At 37.3% G+C, this 19,023-nt stretch carries 15 protein-coding genes; 6 read left to right on the top strand and 9 right to left on the bottom strand.

Annotated features, from left to right (window positions below; all coding sequences use genetic code 11):
- Window positions 1–400: 400 nt before the first annotated feature.
- The 9 genes from ACJJVM_RS13060 to ACJJVM_RS13100 form a co-directional block, all read right to left on the bottom strand.
- Window positions 401–910 (bottom strand): hypothetical protein, encoded by a 510-nt coding sequence (locus ACJJVM_RS13060; RefSeq protein ID WP_405211919.1) that lies wholly within the window; start codon window positions 908–910, stop codon window positions 401–403.
- 601 nt (window positions 911–1,511) lie between these two features.
- Window positions 1,512–2,729, bottom strand: a complete 1,218-nt coding sequence (locus ACJJVM_RS13065) for a retropepsin-like aspartic protease (protein WP_405211920.1) — start codon at window positions 2,727–2,729, stop codon at window positions 1,512–1,514.
- Between the two features lie 682 nt (window positions 2,730–3,411).
- Window positions 3,412–4,020: a hypothetical protein gene (locus ACJJVM_RS13070; RefSeq protein ID WP_405211921.1), complete on the bottom strand. Its 609-nt coding sequence runs from the start codon at window positions 4,018–4,020 to the stop codon at window positions 3,412–3,414.
- 850 nt (window positions 4,021–4,870) lie between these two features.
- Window positions 4,871–5,911, bottom strand: a complete 1,041-nt coding sequence (locus ACJJVM_RS13075) for a serine/threonine-protein kinase (protein ID WP_405211922.1) — start codon at window positions 5,909–5,911, stop codon at window positions 4,871–4,873.
- Window positions 5,912–5,916: 5 nt separating this feature from the next.
- Window positions 5,917–6,399 (bottom strand): hypothetical protein, encoded by a 483-nt coding sequence (locus ACJJVM_RS13080; RefSeq protein WP_405211923.1) that lies wholly within the window; start codon window positions 6,397–6,399, stop codon window positions 5,917–5,919.
- Between the two features lie 568 nt (window positions 6,400–6,967).
- Window positions 6,968–7,549, bottom strand: a complete 582-nt coding sequence (locus ACJJVM_RS13085; protein ID WP_405211924.1) for a hypothetical protein — start codon at window positions 7,547–7,549, stop codon at window positions 6,968–6,970.
- Between the two features lie 598 nt (window positions 7,550–8,147).
- Window positions 8,148–8,597 (bottom strand): HAD domain-containing protein, encoded by a 450-nt coding sequence (locus ACJJVM_RS13090; RefSeq protein WP_405211925.1) that lies wholly within the window; start codon window positions 8,595–8,597, stop codon window positions 8,148–8,150.
- Window positions 8,598–9,501: 904 nt separating this feature from the next.
- Complete coding sequence (locus ACJJVM_RS13095) at window positions 9,502–10,944, bottom strand: glyceraldehyde-3-phosphate dehydrogenase (protein WP_298348219.1); 1,443 nt, start codon at window positions 10,942–10,944, stop codon at window positions 9,502–9,504.
- 184 nt (window positions 10,945–11,128) lie between these two features.
- The gene (locus ACJJVM_RS13100) at window positions 11,129–12,535 is read right to left on the bottom strand and encodes a trypsin-like peptidase domain-containing protein (RefSeq protein WP_405211926.1); all 1,407 of its coding nucleotides are present in this window, start codon (window positions 12,533–12,535) and stop codon (window positions 11,129–11,131) included.
- A 129-nt stretch (window positions 12,536–12,664) separates the two neighbouring features.
- Between ACJJVM_RS13100 and dapF the strand changes: the two genes are divergently transcribed.
- The 6 genes from dapF to ACJJVM_RS13130 all read left to right on the top strand — a co-directional run bounded on the left by dapF (window position 12,665) and on the right by ACJJVM_RS13130 (window position 18,951).
- Window positions 12,665–13,444, top strand: coding sequence for a diaminopimelate epimerase (dapF, locus tag ACJJVM_RS13105; protein ID WP_405211927.1), 780 nt, complete (start codon window positions 12,665–12,667; stop codon window positions 13,442–13,444).
- On the top strand, window positions 13,438–13,980 hold the full coding sequence (locus ACJJVM_RS13110; protein ID WP_298348225.1) for a GNAT family N-acetyltransferase: 543 nt from the start codon (window positions 13,438–13,440) through the stop codon (window positions 13,978–13,980). Before dapF ends, ACJJVM_RS13110 begins: the two co-directional genes overlap by 7 nt.
- The gene (gene mltG / locus ACJJVM_RS13115) at window positions 13,981–15,024 is read left to right on the top strand and encodes an endolytic transglycosylase MltG (RefSeq protein WP_299148368.1); all 1,044 of its coding nucleotides are present in this window, start codon (window positions 13,981–13,983) and stop codon (window positions 15,022–15,024) included. It begins immediately after the preceding gene.
- Between the two features lie 404 nt (window positions 15,025–15,428).
- Window positions 15,429–16,088, top strand: a complete 660-nt coding sequence (locus ACJJVM_RS13120; RefSeq protein ID WP_298348229.1) for a peptidoglycan-binding protein LysM — start codon at window positions 15,429–15,431, stop codon at window positions 16,086–16,088.
- A 238-nt stretch (window positions 16,089–16,326) separates the two neighbouring features.
- Window positions 16,327–18,216 (top strand): molecular chaperone HtpG, encoded by a 1,890-nt coding sequence (gene htpG, locus ACJJVM_RS13125; protein ID WP_021778651.1) that lies wholly within the window; start codon window positions 16,327–16,329, stop codon window positions 18,214–18,216.
- 180 nt (window positions 18,217–18,396) lie between these two features.
- Window positions 18,397–18,951, top strand: coding sequence for a thioredoxin family protein (locus ACJJVM_RS13130; RefSeq protein WP_021778652.1), 555 nt, complete (start codon window positions 18,397–18,399; stop codon window positions 18,949–18,951).
- Window positions 18,952–19,023: the final 72 nt, after the last annotated feature.

Below are 19,023 nucleotides of genomic sequence, written 5' to 3' on the forward strand. Positions count from 1 at the left end.
TTGCTGCTGTGCCTATATTGTTGTTTTTAAATTGATTGCTTAAATATACGAGTATTTGATGAAGATGACGCTTTCGCGAAAGCGTAAAACCACGATGACGCTACGATGAAGATTATAGATTGAAATAGGAGTGAAGATCCTTGATTATTGCTCTTACAATCGCTCTAAAGCCAATTTTGAAGCGTAGACATACGATTGCGGTAATCACCAAGTATGCAACTGCCTTTTGTGTAGCTTATTTTATCGTGAACTGCGAGCCCTTGGGCGATCAGCCGCCACGGTCTCGTATAACCGTCAGTTACGGGTTAATATACGCAGACTTTTCGGTTAAGCACGGACTTTAGCAATTCCGCGTGGATTCGGACGTAGTCGAATCCGCCGTAATTGCGGTTATACATTGTTACCACACGTTTTTTATTAATCGTTTTAATTTTCTGTCGGTTATTTTCATTTGTACAAATCCGCATTTTCCAGCTACTCCATAAACAGTTCCAGCAATTTCTTCTTTAAATTCAGACCAAATTTGCGCTACATTTTCAGAGTTCAATTTGTCAATTACAACACTCAATTCAGGTTTTTCATTCAGGTTCACAATTATCGCTCTCCGATTTTTATAGTGTAAAACAAATAAAATTTTACATCCGCATTCAGTTCCGTATTGGTTTTCGTGTTCATTTATTATTGTCGGTGAATGAGCAGTTTTTATTTTGATGTCAGATTGTTTGTAAATTGAGTCAGCTTTTATTTTAGCTTTTATCAATTCAATCCGTTCAGATTTCGATTCCGCTTTTTCAAATTCCCTTTTCCATACTTTATTTTCCACTTGCAAACTACAATCAGAAGTTTTTGTTTCTTGAGCATAAGTGACTCCAAAAACTAAAATTGTCAATATGTACAGAATTTTTTTCAAATGTGTGGTAACAGGCCACTACATAAAGCTAGTGCGGCATACTTCGACAAGCTCAGTACAAGCCTTGCTGGTTTGCTTTACTTTGTGGTCTTGATTTGTTTGGACTAAATATACAATGAATTTTGGATTTGTGCGCCGCGCATAGAGCTTTCAAACCTGCCTCCGACGAGCGTAGCGAGAGGAAGGCATAAATGAGCTATATGTAATAGTTCTTGCATCCGACGAGAGAGGAACGACCGAGAGGAAGGCAAAGGTGGCGGCTGCTTGAGTAGGGTGGGAGTATTAAAATCCTAGCAGGTTTGCTCTATGATCTATCTGTACCAGATCCTTGATTATAGCTCTTACAATCGCTCTAATACCAATTTTGAAGCGTAGCCATACGATTGCGGTAATCACCAAGTGTGCAACTGTCTTTTGTGTAGCTTATTTTATCGTGAACTGCTAGCCCTTGGGCAATCAGCCGCCACGTGATTGTGTATGGTTAGTTGCGTGGTTAAGCAACTAAGTTAGTAAACTAAAACGAACCAGAGTAAATTCCGAAGGAATTTTTCAAATAGACACTTGCCAAAGCAATTAATTATACACGTTGTTACCACACGTATTATTTTGGTAGTAGTTGTTTTATTTTCAGTTGTATGTTTTTGATTTTCCCATTTTCCAATACTTTTGCATTTATGGTGTTCGTCATAAATTCTTCTTTTCTATTATACCAAAAATCACATAATTCCGAAGTTTTCAAATCTGAAATGTCAATACCATTTAGTGATATAATTTCAGAACCTAATTCAACAGTTTCCTCTAATTTGCTATCATTCCAATAACCATAAATTTGAATTTTATTTGTTAAATAATTAGGGTAGAAAATTATTTGATATTGATTGATTTCAGCTTTTTCGAAATCTAATTTTTTGTCTAAATAAAAATATTCTTCATCCCAATCTAAAGTAACCAAGTAGTGTTTTAAAAATTCGTTTCCTAAAAGTTTAGATTGACCTTTTTCAAAATTCACTATTTGGTCTGTTAACTCAATATTTTCTAATTTTATATTGTTAATTATGGATTTATAGTTAGTTCCTGTTGTAAATCCGTGAGCTGTAAATGAATTTATACCTGTTCTTGTTGTATGTTGAATTAGCTTTTTTGAGTTAATCTTATCAAAAAGTAATTTGTCAGCACTTATAAAACTACTTGAACCTGTATCAAAGGTATATTCATCTTCAATTCCATTTAATAATATTTTAATATCTGCACTTCCATAATTCCCAGAATTAGTTTTAAACCTTGTTGCTTCTTTATTAATATTCAGTTTTTTAAAATCATCAGTTATTTTTAGTGTTTTAGTTTGATAATCTATTTGCCATTTTGCTTTTCGCATTAAATTACTTCCAATTAAACCAACGTAGTGATTACAAGCATTAACCTGTTTAAAATGTGAAAAATCTGTTGTTTGAGCTCCAATATTTTCAAATTCAATTTCTCCTATTTTAAGCTTTTTGATTGATATATATTCGTTAATTCTTGTTTTTTTAGCAGCATCAGTTATTTCATTTTTCACCTTATTCGAATTGTAATCAACTTCTTCTAATAATGTTAAATCTATACTTGTTAAATCATTTCCTGTATCAAATATGAATGGATAGAATTTACCATTAATTTCTACTTGAAGAATTATTTGGTTGTCAATAAATTCAAATGGAATTTCTTTTATGTAATTCTGCTGAACAATCTTTCCTTGAGTTACTGTTTTTAATCTTTTCAAAGAAGAACATCCGTTTATTAGAAACGAAAACATTAATAAAAGCAGTAGGTTTTTTTTCATATGTGTGGTAACAGGCCACTACATAAAGCGAGTGCGGCATTTTGCTGGTTTGCTTTACTTTGTGGTCTTGATTTGTTTGATCTAAATATACAATGAATTTTGGATTTGTGCGCCGCGCATAGAGCTTTCAAACCTGCCTCCGACGAGCGTAGCGAGAGGAAGGCACACATTCGCGTTATGTAATAGTTCTTGCATCCGACGAGGAAGGAACGAGCGAGAGGAATGCACACTTGCAACTACGTGTGAGCTTTCTATACTTAAGATGTATGCCCTAGGCATTTTTGAGTCCTGCCTCCGACGAGGAAGGAACGACCGAGAGGAAGGCACAAGGTGGCGGCTGATTGAGTAGGGTGGGAGCTTTAAAATCCTAGCAGATTTGCTCTATGACCCATCTTGTGCCAGATCCTTGATTATAGCTCTTACAATCGCTTTTAAACCAATTTTGAAGCGTAGCCATACGATTGCGGTAATAGCCAAGTATGCAACTGCCTTTTGTGTAGCTTATTTTATCGTGAACTGCGAGCCCCTGGGCAATCAGCCGCCACGGTCTTGTGTATGGTTAGTTGCGTGTTTGAGCAACTAATTTAGTAAACAAAAACGAACTCGAGAAAATTCCGAAGGAATTTTCCAAGTAGGCAACGACCAAAGCAATTAATTATACACGTTGTTGTAACACGTTATTTTATTCCACTTTAATTTCCATATTGTTTATCTTATTTTCTAAATCCAAAAGTGGTCGACCATCTAAGTGATTTTCTATAGATCCAAAGGTTGCGCTATTCATTTTTCCTTCTTCATATTCTTTTTTAATCAGAGGTCTTATTTCTTCCCAAAATTCCTCTGGTGCGTGTCTAAAAATTATCATTGGTGATATGTATTCAGTACATCCAAGACCATCTTTACTAACCCAACCTCTTTTCTTAGTAATTTCAATTAATAATTTAGTGTTCTTTATATCAATTTCTTCTTGAATATTCCAAAGAGAATCTCTTACTTTCTTTGAACCTTTTGGTTGCTTTTCGGCTATTTCTCTCGCTATTTTCCCCCAATTTAATTGTTCCTCTTTACTCAAGTTCGAATAGACTTCTCGAGTCAAATCATTCGCTGTTCTGATAGAATCTAAAATTTCAAAAAAGGGGTCAGTCAATTCTGGCAAATTTCTAATTCTTTGGTCACTTTGAATCATTTCTGCTAAAATTCCACAAAGCTCTTTGTCATCTTCAAAGTTGATTTCTTTTTTACAACTGAAAATCGAGAGTGAAATTATAAATGTTAATAGTATGTTTTTCATAATGTGTTACAACAGGCCACTACATAAAGCGAGTGCGGCATTTTGCTGGTTTGCTTTGTATTGTGGTCTTGATTTGTTTGGACTAAATATACAATGAATTTTGGATTTGTGCGCCGCGCATAGAGCTTTCAAACCTGCCTCCGACGAGCGTAGCAAGAGGAAGGCATAAATTCGCGTTATTTAATAGTTCTTGCATCCGACGAGTGAGGGACGAACGAGAGGAATGCACACTTGCAACTACGTGTGAGCTTTCTATACTTAAGATGTATGCCCTAGGCATTTTTGAGTCCTGCCTCCGACGAGAGAGGAACGACCGAGAGGAAGGCACAAGGTGGCGGCTGATTGAGTAGGGTGGGAGCTTTAAAATCTTAGCAGATTTGCTCTATGACCCATCTTGTGCCAGATCCTTGATTATAGCTCTTACAATCGCTCTTAAACCGATTTTGAAGCGTAGCCATACGATTGCGGTAATTACCAAGTGTGCAACTACTTTTTGTGAAGCTTATTTTATCGTGAACTGCGAGCCCCTGGGCAATCAGCCGCCACGGTCTTATATATGAAAAGTAGCGGATTTGTTAGACAAACTTTTCGGAAATTAATATACTTAATTAAATACAAAAACGGTTTAGATTTGCACCTAAACCGCTATTTTTTATATATGTTGTTGTAGCACGTTATTTTTTCTTCGTATGTACCATTATTCGTCCGTTATCAAGCTTATTTATTTCATAATTACCGCTGTATGTTTTCACATTTGCAGAACGTAATAGCTCATTATGACTTGAATAATGATGAGGATTAGAAATATCGTTTCTACTTTTTTTATTATATGTAGATTTCTTTTTTGACATTACCATTTTGACATAAACGCTTTATAAAGTAACGAATTTTTTTCAGAATTATTTAGTTTGGCTTGACAAAAGTCCTTTTTTTGTCTTTTGTTCTTGATACTTTTAACAGACCAATTTGTTCCATCAAAGTTAGCATTTATTTCTCTGTTGCCATCAGTCCAAGTATCGTTTCCTTTAAAATCAGTGGTAAACAACCAATCATTACTATCTTTTATTTTAGCCAAATCATTTTGCATCTCTAAAACCGTATCATATCGTTGATTAGGGTCTGGATGTAATGCATTCGCTATAACTTTTCTCAAAGGTTTTGGAATATGCGGAAAATGAAAACTCCTGTCAGGAAATTGTCCATTTTTCAGCCTTTCAATAAAATGAGCATCAGCCTTAACATTCCTTTTAATAAAAGCCTCATTTATTTGATTTACAAATACTTTATCTCCAATACACATACGTAATAGAGTAATACCAGCTTGATATATATCAAATTTTAAATTATGCTCTGCTTGGTCAAAAAGTTCTGGTGGTGCATATACTTGAGTTGTTCCAAATACTTTAGAAAATCCATAGCTACCTGTGTGTTGAGCAAGACCAAAATCAGATATTAAAGCTTGATTTGAGTTTGATATTAATATATTTTCAAGTTTTACATCAAAGTGAATAAGTCCTTTTGAGTGAATATGGTGTAATCCTGAAAGAAACTGTAAACCATATCTTATAATTTCTCTCGAATTTAAAAACCTTTTGTCGCATATACCTTTTAATGAACCGTTTTGATAAAAAGGCATTGCTAAATAAATATGGTCATCATCTTTACAACCATAATTTACTTCCACAACGTTTCTATGACGAGTTAAATAAAGTTTTTTAGATTCTTCGAAAAAAAGAGACTCATCCTTAAATTTTGAATGAGCTACTTTTTTAACTGCAAGTATTGCATTCAATTGGTGGTCTTCTGCTTCATATACTTCACCTTCTCCACCTTTTCCAATCTTTTTTCCAATCTTGAAATTTAATTTTGCTTCTGTAATTAATGTTGACATCTATATTATAATTTTAATGATGCGTGACAAGCTAAAATACTTTCTCTCTCTTCTTTTGATAAAGAAGACCAATCTATACCGTCAGGTATATCTTCAAACTTTAATTCGTTGTCAGCAAACTTTTTAAAGTTTTTTCTTTCAATATCTAATAGCATTGCAATAGTAGCAATTTGCCCTAACTTATATTTACTTATAGAGCTACCAGCCAAAGATTCTAATAAAACGCCCTCTATGTAAAACCTTTCTATATCTCTTTTGCCAACATTATATAAAGACTCCTTTACACGAACAAGTGCATTGTCAATTCCGTATTCAGCGATTATATCAATAATTGTGTTTCTAATATAATTCAGCCGTTCTGGTTCTTCCATTGCAAGTGGAACGTTTATTATGTCTATTGTAAGAAAATTATAACTATCAGCCGTTTCTTCGATAATAGCATAAAATATTTTCTTGTTAGAATAAACTCTTAATCCAATTCCTATCATTTAATGTTTGGTTTAATGTGCTACAACGGTTGAGCTATGAACAGTACGTGAGCAAACTAGCGTTTACTTTCCGCCACGCACATAGCGAAATCTTTTGGTTTTGTTTTTTCTTTTTTCTGTCAAAGCGAAATCCCAAAGATTTCGCGACATTCTAAAAATACGCAAACCTTTCGTTTAAGCCCAAAGCCCGTATTGTTTATAGGTTTTGTTGTAACACGTTTTTTTTCAATACGAACGCTAAGTTTTCGTGTTTATAACTATGTAAAGTTAATTTGGGGTTTTAATCGCACACAGAATTTTAACAAACTCTATTTCAGATGATTATGTTTTTAAAAATGTATTTGTACGAAAATTTACCTACTCTTCAAAACGGAGTTATCAACACGAATAGGATTTTTTAAAAAGGGAAACGACCTCTTTGCCTTTGACAAAAAGAAAAACCTCTTTGGCAAAAGTTAAAAATGCGATTATGAATAGAATCGTTTCGATAAAGCAAATTTATTCATAACTAACTGAATATGAAACAATAGATGTTTTTAGTTATCAACAGGATATTTAGCTTTACTTTTTACATACCGTCCTCTCTTGTAGATAGCCAATCTTTATATTTTACTTTTAGTTCGTCTCTTTTTTCTTGAGACTCAACAATGATGTCCATTCCGCCATCATAAGGTGCAAGAATACAGTTCTCTTTATTTGAAATAAACATCGCTCGAAATTCGTCATCGGCTATATTTTTCAACAGTTTGTTTTGAGAATCCCGTGTCCAAATAGCAGGTCTGAAATAAACATCATAAAAAAAGTCTTCTTCATATTCTTCAGGATAAATTTTATGAAGCTCAATGGTTTTGCATTTTTCAAATTTTCCGTAATCGGATAATTCAGTTGAGATTTCGTCCGTCAATTCCATTTCGTATTGTCCAGACGCAATTATGATTTCCGAATTTTCTCCAACTAAATCTGAAATCAATTGGTTTTGTCTGTCCAAAATTATTTGATATTCAGCTTCTGTTTCCGCATAACGTTTCGACTTGGGTAAATTATGAATTCGGAACCATCTTTTTGGATAAATACCTTTCAGTTCGTGTCCAATTGGGTTGGCTTCGGGGTAGTTTGTGTTCCAATATTTATTGAATTCTTGACGGTTCATCAAAATGTGTTACAACAGGCCACTACATAAAGCGAGTGCGGCATTTTGCTGGTTTGCTTTACTTTGTGGTCTTGATTTGTTTGGAATAAATATACAATGAATTTTGGATTTGTGCGCCGCGCATAGAGCTTTCAAACCTGCCTCCGACGAGCGTAGCGAGAGGAAGGCATAAATTCGCGTTATGTAATAGTTGTGGCTGGTTGCAACTATGTGTGAGCTTTCTATACTTAAGATGTATGCCCTAGGCATTTTTGAGTAGTGGCCTGTGGCGGCTGATTGAGTAGGGTGGGAGCTTTAAAATCCTAGCGGGTTTGCTCTATGATCCATCTGTGCCAGATCCTTGATTATTGCTCTTACAATCGCTCTTAAACCTATTTTGAAGCGTAGCCATACGATTGCGGTAATCACCAAGTATGCAACTGCCTTTTGTGTAGCTTATTTTACCGTGAACTGCGAGTCCTTGGGCAATCAGCCGCCACGGTCTAGTATAAGAATAGTGCGGTTTTGTGTGCGAGGATTTTCCGAAGGAAAATCAGACGTAACAAAAGTGCACGAACTCTTGATTAAGCAACTAATTTAGCATTATTTTTATACATTGTTAGCTACAGTTTTTTATTTTTTCAGTTGCTTCTTTCAACTTTTCGGAATTAAATCCTTTTGTTAATTCGGTCAGAATCAGGCTTTCTTTTATTCCGATTTCCAACCCGTTTAATGATTTGTCATCATCAATAATTAGAAAGTCAGACGTTTTAAATTCCGTTATAAATTTCAGGATTTCTTCTTTTCGGTTTCTACAATCAGCGTATTCAGGTAAAAATCCAGCGATTTGTTTTTCTATTCCACGATTTTTAAAAATCAGGTTAAATTCAGTCAGAGTTTTCATAGTTCGTCGAGTTGAACTCAACCAAATGTCAAATTCCACAAGGGTGAGAAGTCGGTTCAAGTTTTCAACACAAGTTTCATTAAATTCAGAATATCCGTCCGAGTGAATTCGGTCGGCTTTCCAACTTGGGTTTGTTATTAAAACTCCATCTAAATCTAATATCAAAAGTTTGTCGTTTCTCAAATTGTAGCTAACAGGCCACTACATAAAGCGAGTGCGGCATTTTGCTGGTTTGCTTTACTTTGTGGTCTTGATTTGTTTGGACTAAATATACAATGAATTTTGGATTTGTACGCCGCGCATAGAGCTTTCAAACTTGCCTCCGACGAGCGTAGCGAGAGGAAGGCACACATTCGCGTTATGTAATAGTTCTTGCATCCGACGAGAGAGGGACGACCGAGAGGAATGCACTCTTGCAACTACGTGTGAGCTTTCTATTCTTAGGATGTATGCCCTAGGCATTTTTGAGTCCTGCCTCCGACGAGGAAGGAACGACCGAGAGGAAGGCACAAGGTGGCGGCTGATTGAGTAGGGTGGGAGCTTTAAAATCCTAGCAGATTTGCTCTATGATCCATCTGTACCAGATCCTTGATTATAGCTCTTACAATCGCTCTTAAACCTATTTTGAAGCGTAGCCATACGATTGCGGTAATCACCAAGTATGCAACTGCCTTTTGTGTAGCTTATTTTACCGTGAACTGCGAGTCCTTGGGCAATCAGCCGCCACGTATATATAAACGCAAGTTATTAAAAACATATAAGTTATCATACCCGTAATGGTTGTATAAACGAATGTTTCGGTGATTTTTTACCAATCTCGATTTTCAGCGTATAAACGAATGTTTTAACTTATTAACACAACTCTCACAGTTGGCTATCACAATTACTAGCAGGTTTACTCGCATTACATCTTTTATTTTCTTTCGCGAAAGCGTAAAAAAAACAAACTAGCTACACAATCTACTTAAACACATATCTCACTTCTTAAAAACAGTAAAGCCATCTTATAAAGATGGCTTTACTTAAAAAGTATGTTACAATCACATACTTAATGGAAGAACGTCTCATTCTAGTAATACGTAAACCTACGTACTTTAGAAATGTATTTTGCAAGGCGTATCACCTGGTGGCTGTATCCGTACTCGTTATCATACCAGATGTAAAGAAGTACATTTTTACCATCCTTACGTACGATAGTGGCATTACTGTCATAAATACTAGGAGCAGATGAGCCTATAATGTCGCTAGACACAAGCTCATTATCTATAGAGTACTTAATTTGCTCTACAAGCTCACCCTCTAGTGCATACTTTTTAAGAAGTGTATTTATTCCTTCTATGCTTGTCTCTTTTGTAAGCTCTAGGTTAAGTATTGCTAGAGATCCGTTAGGCACGGGTACACGTATCGCGTTTGAGGTAAGCTTCCCTTCAAAATGTGGTAACGCCTTACTCACTGCCGCACCTGCACCAGTTTCTGTAATCACCATATTAAGAGCAGCGGCTCTACCACGGCGGTACTTACTGTGCATATTATCTACCAGATTCTGGTCGTTTGTATATGCGTGTATAGTCTCTAGGTGACCTGTTTGTACACCTAGGGTGTCATCTATAGCTTTAAGAATAGGTGTAATTGCATTTGTAGTACAAGATGCTGCACTAAAGATTTGCACCTCATCTGGGTTGTGCTCTTGGTGGTTTACACCGTGCACAATGTTTGGGATTCCTTTACCAGGAGCGGTAAGTAATACCTTTGCCACACCCTTACTTACTAGGTGCCTGCTTAGTTGCTCTTTATCTCTAAAGGCACCCGTGTTATCTATCACAAGGGCATCTTTTATACCATAAGCGGTATAGTCTATATCTTCTGGTGCATTTGCACTTATAATATTTACCGTAGTACCGTTTATAATGAGGGCTTGATTCTCTACATCTACAGAGACGGTACCTGTAAAGTCACCGTGTACAGAGTCACTTTTAAGAAGACCTGCTCTTTTCTCAAGTATACCGGCATCTATCTTACCTCTTGTTACCACAGCTCTTAGGCGTAACTGGCTACCTTTACCCGTGCGTGTCATAAGCTCTCTCGCTACAAGACGCCCTATACGGCCAAAACCGTAAAGCACCACATCCTTAGGCTCAATAGGCGCTGCCTGCTGTGCAGGTTTAAGGCGTTGTGCTATAAAGCTCGTTGCGTTTTCATTTTCTTCTAGGTGGTACTCATACGTAAGCTTACCTATATCTAGCTTAGATGGTGGCAAGTTTAGTTGCTTTATAGCCTGCGCGATCTCTACACTATCAAATATAGAGATAGGCTTCCCTACAAAGGCTCCTGCATACTCGTGTAGGTCTAAAATCTGACTCACGTTGCGATCCATCACTTGGTTTCTAAATAAAACAAGCTCTATAGCATTGTCATACCATAGGTCGCTAGCTATTTTAATAAATTCTACAGTGGCTCTTCGGCGGTCTGCTTGAAAGGAAAGTTCTTTTTCGTATGTTTCTGATTGACTCATAGTAAGATACTAAACGTTACATTGTTTTTTTTTGTACGCTTTCGCGAAAGCGTAATTTTTCAAATTTTGTGCAAAAGTAGCCATTTCTGTCTGTTACTCAAACGTTTTCGTAAATGAATTTCTCCCACAAAAAAATAACCCCTCCAGAAACTGAAAGGGTTATAAGTTTTAAAACACTTGTGACTTAGTCAAAAATAAAGCGGTTGCGCTCTCCTTTTCTGTCATTAAAGACAATACTCACAGGCTCGTTTGCACTTTTATTTTTAAATATTTCTTTTACATCATCTATAGAGTTTACCATAACATCATCTATTTCAGATATAACAAGACCTACAATATCATAATTTTTCATAGACTCCCCTAACTTATCGCTTATCACAACACCATTTTTGGCTTTGTACTTGTCAAGGTCTTTTGGGGAGGCATTTTTAACCTGTATCCCTAGTCGCTCTATGTCAAAAGTGACAGACTTTACTAGTTTTACGGGTAAGGTCATAAGTTCATCATCACGTAAAATCTCTACTTGTATAATATCATTAGGTCGTTTGGTATTAATGTATCCAGAGAGGTCAGAATACTTGGTCACGTTTACATTATCAAGTTTTTTGATAATATCACCAGTGGTGATACCTGCTTGCTCTGCACCACTCTCATACTCTACACTGGCTACATAAAAGCCTTCTGTAGTGTTAAGGTCTTGATCTTTTGCAATGGCAGCATTAAGTGTGCCTCCAGTAACACCTAGTATGCCTTTTTGTACAGAGCCATATTGCATAATGTCTTCCATAATCTTACGAGCATTGTTAGACGGTACGGCAAAGGCATACCCTACATAAGATCCCGTTTGTGAGGTAATGGCCGTGTTAATCCCTACCAGCTCACCAAAAATATTTACAAGTGCTCCACCACTGTTACCAGGGTTAATAGCCGCATCTGTCTGTATAAAAGACTGGAAGTTTGCATCACGCTCATCTATATCTCTTGCCTTTGCAGAGACTATACCTGCGGTAACGGTAGAGGTAAGGTTAAAAGGGTTACCTACGGCAAGTACCCATTCTCCCACCTTTGTAGCATCACTATCTCCAAAGGGGATATAAGGCAACTCCTCACCAGCATCTATTTTAAGGATGGCAATATCTGCCTTTGCATCTTTGCCTATCACTTCTGCCATAAAGGTTTTGTTATTGTTGAGTGTTACCTCTACCTCAGAGGCGCCATCTATCACGTGGTTATTTGTAATAATGTATCCATCTCCAGAGATAATCACACCACTACCGGCACCTACAATGCCTTTATTAGTTTGTCCGCCACCACGTAAATATTCCATCATATTACGCGGTTGCTTGTACACTTGTACATTTTTTACGTGCACCACACCATTTACCGTGCGCTCTGCCGCTTCTGTAAAATCTACACCGCTGGCAGCTGCCGCAAGTGCTTCATAATTTACAGGGGTATAGGCAGGGGTGGTTTGGCTCTGTACTGGGGTTGAGACTACTTGTGTAGGCTCTTCTATAAATAATTTATAAGATCCTAGCGTTATTGCGCCGGCTAGTAAGGCGATTAAGAATGTTCCTCCGATTTTTTTCATAGTCCTTAGCATTTTATCAATAATCGTTAAAATTAAAAATTTAGTATTCTGTCGGTTTCTATTTAACTGGCATTTAACATCAAAAAGGAGTTTGATATTTGCTACTTTTGTCGCTTATATTGAGCATAAATGACAATTTCTTTTTCAAAATATCAAGGCACCGGTAATGATTTTGTAATCATAGATAACCGTCTAGATATATTTCCCAAAGATGATACCAAACTTGTTGCACAACTCTGTGACCGTAAATTTGGCATAGGGGCAGATGGTTTAATGCTGCTAGAAAGTCACCCTTCGGCAGATTTTAGAATGGTGTATTATAATGCAGATGGTAATGAGAGTAGTATGTGCGGTAATGGTGGGCGATGTTTGGTCGCTTTCGCGAAAGCGTTATCACTCATAGATGCCCACGCTACCTTTGAAGCGGTAGATGGGATGCACGAGGCCACCGTAAAGGATGGAATTGTACATCTTAAAATGCAAGATGTTGCAGAAATTAAAACAACACCAGAATATAGCTTTCTAGATACCGGGTCACCACATCACATTAAAATGGTGAGTGACGTAAAAACCGTTGCGGTAAAAGAAGAAGGTGCAGCCATACGTTATGGAGCGCTTTATGGAGAGGCTGGAAGTAATATAAACTTTGTGCAAGAGCTAGAAGATGGTCACTTTGCCGTGCGCACTTATGAGCGTGGGGTAGAAGATGAGACCTTGAGCTGTGGTACGGGAGTTACCGCCGTGGCAATTGCAGCACATAATAATGGTGTAACTTCAAAAAATAATATACAACTGGATGTAGAGGGTGGTAAACTAGCGGTGTCTTTTACAAAAACAGCTACGGGCTATACAGATGTATATCTTATAGGTCCTGCGACCTTTGTTTTTAAAGGGGAGTGGCAATGTTAACACTACGAGGTACACGAACGGCTTTACGAGCGCTAGAACTAGAAGATCTAGAGGCACTTTATGAGATAGAAAATAATGAGGCACTCTGGTTTGTAGGGGAGACGCTAGCGCCCTACTCAAAGTTTGTACTTAAGGAATACCTGGCAAATGCGCACAAAGATATATTTGAGATGCGACAGTTGCGTCTTGCTATTTGTGATGTAACGTCTGGAGCTTTTTTGGGTCTTATAGACCTCTTTGACTTTGACCCTCATAATTTACGTGCGGGAGTGGGCGTTGTGATAGCAACAGAAACAGAAAAGCGCAAGGGATATGCCAGTGAGGCGATAGCCTTACTTAAAAAGTATGCAAAGACACATCTCCATATGCACCAGTTATATGCAAACATAGGAGATGAGAATAAAGCAAGCATAGCACTTTTTGAAAAAGCAGGGTTTGAGCTTGTGGGCATAAAAAAAGAATGGAGACGCAGGCGCGACCTCACCACAGGTGAAGAATCATTTACAAACGAATTATTATATCAACACATATTATAAATGTACATCAAGAGAATACTTTTAATCATCGGGATAGTGGGCGTAGTAGTAGGCGGTATTTTTGCCTACACGGTTTACGACGCTATTTTTTCTGATAACACAGCGTTTAATAATGAGCGCGCTCATTTATACATCCCTACGGGAGCAGATTTTAATGATGTAACGGCAGAGCTTACGCCATTACTTAAAGATGTAGATGCATTTGCATCTGTGGCTCAAAAAAAGGGATATGTGTCTAACGTAAAACCGGGTCACTATATCATCAAGAAGGGTATGAGTAATAATGATATTATTAATACCATTCGTGTTAAAAATGCGCCTGTAAAGGTGGCTTTTAATAACCAAGAGCGCCTAGAGGATATGGCCGGCCGTATCGCCACACAGATAGAGGCAGACAGTACCTCACTTATTAATGCAATGCTAGATGTAAACTTTTTACGTGAGCACGATTTTAATAAGGACACGGCACTTACTATGTATATTCCTAACAGCTATGAATTCTTCTGGAACACTAGCGCCGAAGATTTTAGAGCGAGAATGCTTAGTGAGCACAAAAAATTCTGGAATAAAACCAGACTCGCAAAAGCCGAAAAATTAAACCTAACGCCGGCAGAGGTGTACTCACTTGCATCTATCGTACAGAAGGAAACCGCAAAGACAGATGAGCGACCACGAGTAGCAGGCGTATACCTTAATAGACTTAAAAAAGGAATAAAACTAGACGCAGACCCTACCGTTATATATGCTGTAAAGCGCACTAAAAATGACTGGGATATGGTCATAAAACGTGTACTCTATAAAGACCTAGAGACAGACTCTCCTTATAATACGTATAGAAATAGAGGGATACCACCAGGACCTATATTTATGCCAGACGTAACAGCAATACAGGCGGTTCTTAACCCAGAAAAGCATAACTACTACTACTTTGTGGCAGATGTAGAAAATTTTGGCTATCACAAGTTTGCAAAGACACTATCGCAACACAATGCAAATAGCGCCGCATATAGAAGATGGATAAATAGCAAGAAGATCCATCGTTAAGATGGCATCTCATAAAATTATATAAACCCAAACCTAGTGTTTGGGTTTTTTTATACCCGAGCTTAGAGAGGTGCAAAAACAGGTAGATGCCCGTATGTTAAAATGGTGTTATACCTTATAGTTGGTCGTATTTTCTGAATTATTTTTGGGTTGTAGTAAATAACAATTGACGTTTTAAGTAATTTTATACTTGTATTAAATTGCATTAAAATATGCTAAAACGTTATAGTTGAACTTATTTTGTGAGTATAAGTGTCACAAAATCAGTGACTCATAAAGTTTTGCCAAAAAATTAAAATAAGTTTTTCTGGTAATCTTTAAAGGTTGTATTTTTGCGCGCCGAAACAGACAGCACCCTAAGAGAAATTTAAATAGTAATTTCTTGGCTGTCGAAATGTATTTATATGGTTAGGAACTTGATAAAAGTTACTGTATTGCCTCTTATGTTAGGTATTCTGATAGTGTCAAACAAATCAGAAAAAACATATGATTTTTCTCACTATACCACAGATGGTATAGCTATGGACTTTAGTGTTCCTCTTCCGGAGGAGACGGTTCAAACCCCTTTTGTATTTAACCCTACGCCGCTTACAGGTAAAAATTATACCGGTTTTAAAGAAGCACTTGCTTTTAAAGAATCTCGCGGTGATTACCTTACTATAAACAGATTTGGATATCTAGGTAAGTACCAGTTTGGTGCATCTACATTAGATCTTTTGGGTATTCAAGATGGCTCTGAGTTTCTAGAGAATCCTGTATTGCAAGAGCAAGCCTTTTTGCTTAATGCCTCTCGTAATAAATGGGTCTTACGCCGTGACATAAAACGATATGAAGGTCGCTGGATTTCTGGCGTGCGCGTTACCGAGTCTGGTATACTCGCTGCAGCACACCTTGCTGGGCCTGGTAGTGTAAAGAAGTTTTTACGCTCTGGTGGAGCTACTGGTTTTCAAGATGCCTTTGGTACAAGTATACGTAGCTATATGAAGCGTTTTTCTGGCTATGATGTGTCAAATATAGAAGCGATTAAAAAGCCTTCATTACAAAACTTATCTGCTAGTTTATAATAGCATAAACATACACTTATATATAAACTCCAGTATCATTATGATGCTGGGGTTTCTTTTTATTACGCTTTCGCGAAAGCGTAATAACCCACCTCACCATCACTTCATAAAGCCATTGCTAGGAGACAGTGATCTCTATAAAGTACTGTCGTAAAATGTCAGTTTGTCACATATCGCATTGTGGTACTTTTTTCGCTTTAAGCAAGACTCAAATTTTACACTTTAAAACATATATACAATGTCAACAGGAAAAATTAATGTATCGGTAGAGAATATCTTTCCGCTTATTAAGAAGTTCTTATATAGTGATCACGAGATTTTCTTACGTGAGCTTATCTCAAACGCAACAGACGCAACCCTTAAGTTAAAACACCTTACCTCTATAGGTGAGTCTAGTGCTGAGTATGGAAATCCTCAGATAGAAGTAAAAATAGACAAGGAAGGGAAGAAGCTTCATATTATAGATCAAGGTCTTGGTATGACGCAAGAAGAGGTTGAGAAGTATATTAACCAACTTGCATTTTCTGGAGCAGAGGAGTTTTTAAACAAGTATGAAGATGGTGCAAAGGATACAGGAATCATAGGGCACTTTGGTCTTGGTTTTTACTCGGCATTTATGGTGGCAGAGAAGGTGGAGATAATTACAAAGTCACATAAAGATGAGCCAGCAGCACACTGGACGTGTGATGGTAGTCCTAACTTTACACTAGAAGCGGCAGATAAGACAGAGCGCGGTACAGAGATTATCTTACACATCGCAGAAGATAGTACAGAGTTTCTCGAAGAAGGACGCATCGCGGGACTGCTTTCTAAGTACAACAAGTTTATGCCAGTGCCTATTAAGTTTGGTATGAAAACAGAGACGCTTCCTAAGCCTGAAGATGCAAAGGAAGAAGATCCAGCTCCTACACAAGAGGTTGATAATATTATAAACAACCCTAACCCAGCCTGGACAAAGCAACCAGCAGATCTTGAAGAAGAAGATTATAAAAACTTCTACCAGGAGTTGTATCCAGCAAACTTTGACGAGCCGTTATTTAATATACACCTTAATGTAGATTATCCTTTTAACCTTACAGGTATCTTATACTTCCCAAAACTTGGGCAGGATATGAATATGCAGAAGGATCGCATACAGTTATATCAAAACCAAGTTTTTGTTACAGATAACGTAGAGGGTATCGTACCAGAATTCTTAACGATGCTACGTGGAGTGATAGACTCTCCAGATATCCCACTTAACGTATCTCGTAGTTACTTACAGGCAGATGGAGCGGTAAAGAAAATATCTGGTTACATATCTCGTAAGGTGGCAGATAAGCTTAAGTCACTCTTTAATAACGACAGAGAAGATTTTGAAAAGAAATGGAATGACATCAAACTCGTTATAGAGTACGGTATGTTATCTGAAGATAAGTTCTTTGAGAAGGCAGATAAGTTTGCACTATACCCTACAGTAGATAATACATTCTTTACTTGGGAAGAGCTTGAAGCAAAAATCAAAGAAAACCAAGTAGATAAAGACGGGAAGACTGTTGTACTTTATGCAAGTGATACAGATGCACAGCACTCATACATACAGAGCGCAAAAGACAAAGGATATGAAGTATTATTACTAGATTCTCCTATTGTATCTCACTTAATCCAGAAGCTAGAGACTAGCAAAGAAAATGTAACTTTTGTACGTGTAGATGGTGATCATATAGATAACCTTATCAAAAAGGACGAAGAGCAAATCTCAAAACTCTCTGACGATGAGAAGGAGACTGTAAAAACAGCTATTACAGATGCTATTGCAAACACGTCTTATACGGTACAAGTAGAAGCGATGGATAGTAATGCTGCACCATTTATCATCACACAGCCAGAGTTTATGCGCCGTATGAAGGAGATGCAACAAGCCGGTGGTGGCGGAGGTATGAATATGTTTGGTAATATGCCTGAGATGTACAACCTAGTAGTAAATGGTAACCACGAGCTGGTGACAGAAATACTCAATGCAGATACAGATGAGACTAAAAAGCGTCTAATCACACAGTCTTTTGACCTAGCAAAACTATCTCAAAATCTACTTAAGGGTGAAGAGCTTACTAGCTTTATAAAACGCTCTTATGAGATGATTAAATAATGTGAGAGTGCCTAGCACAACACATTAATGTAAACCACCTTTTTCATTTTTGAAAAAGGTGGTTTTTTTATTTTAGCTATGATTATACGTAACGTCTAGCATATTGTTGCGTCTTATCATACAGTATGAGAACACCTACATAGTGCAGGTGTTAATTATTAAGATTACAAAAGAAATTATATGTCACTTACTCCATCTAATATGTTACCGCTAGGTACAAAGGCTCCAGAGTTTCAACTGCTTGATACGGTTACAAACCAGCTTTGCAGTTATCACGATATTAAGGGTGAGCGCGGCACAGTGGTGATGTTTATATGTAATCATTGTCCCTTTGTAGTACACGTGGTAGATGAGATTGTGCGCATCGCAAACGATTATCGTGTGCTCGGTTTTGGCTTTGTGGCGATAAGTAGTAATGACATTGTAGCATACCCGCAAGATGGTCCAGAGATGATGTGGGCAAATGCTCGTAAAAATAGCTTTACATTTCCGTATCTACTTGATGAGACACAAGAGGTGGCAAAAAACTATGATGCTGCCTGCACACCAGATTTCTTTGTTTTTGGACCAGATGATCGTCTTGTGTATAGAGGGCAGCTAGATAACAGTAGGCCAGGTAATGGCATCCCGGTAAACGGCAGAGATCTGAGAGAAGCACTAGATAATATCTTTAACAGCAAGCCACAAGCAACCCTGCAAAAACCAAGTATGGGTTGCAACATTAAGTGGAAATAGTAGGGGAGAGTTACTAGGTACGCTTTCGCGAAAGCGCACTCAAAACCACTATTAATTGCAGTGATCGTTAAG

This window comes from Dokdonia sp. Asnod2-E02 (assembly GCF_045063915.1).
In the GTDB taxonomy this organism is placed as follows: domain Bacteria; phylum Bacteroidota; class Bacteroidia; order Flavobacteriales; family Flavobacteriaceae; genus Dokdonia.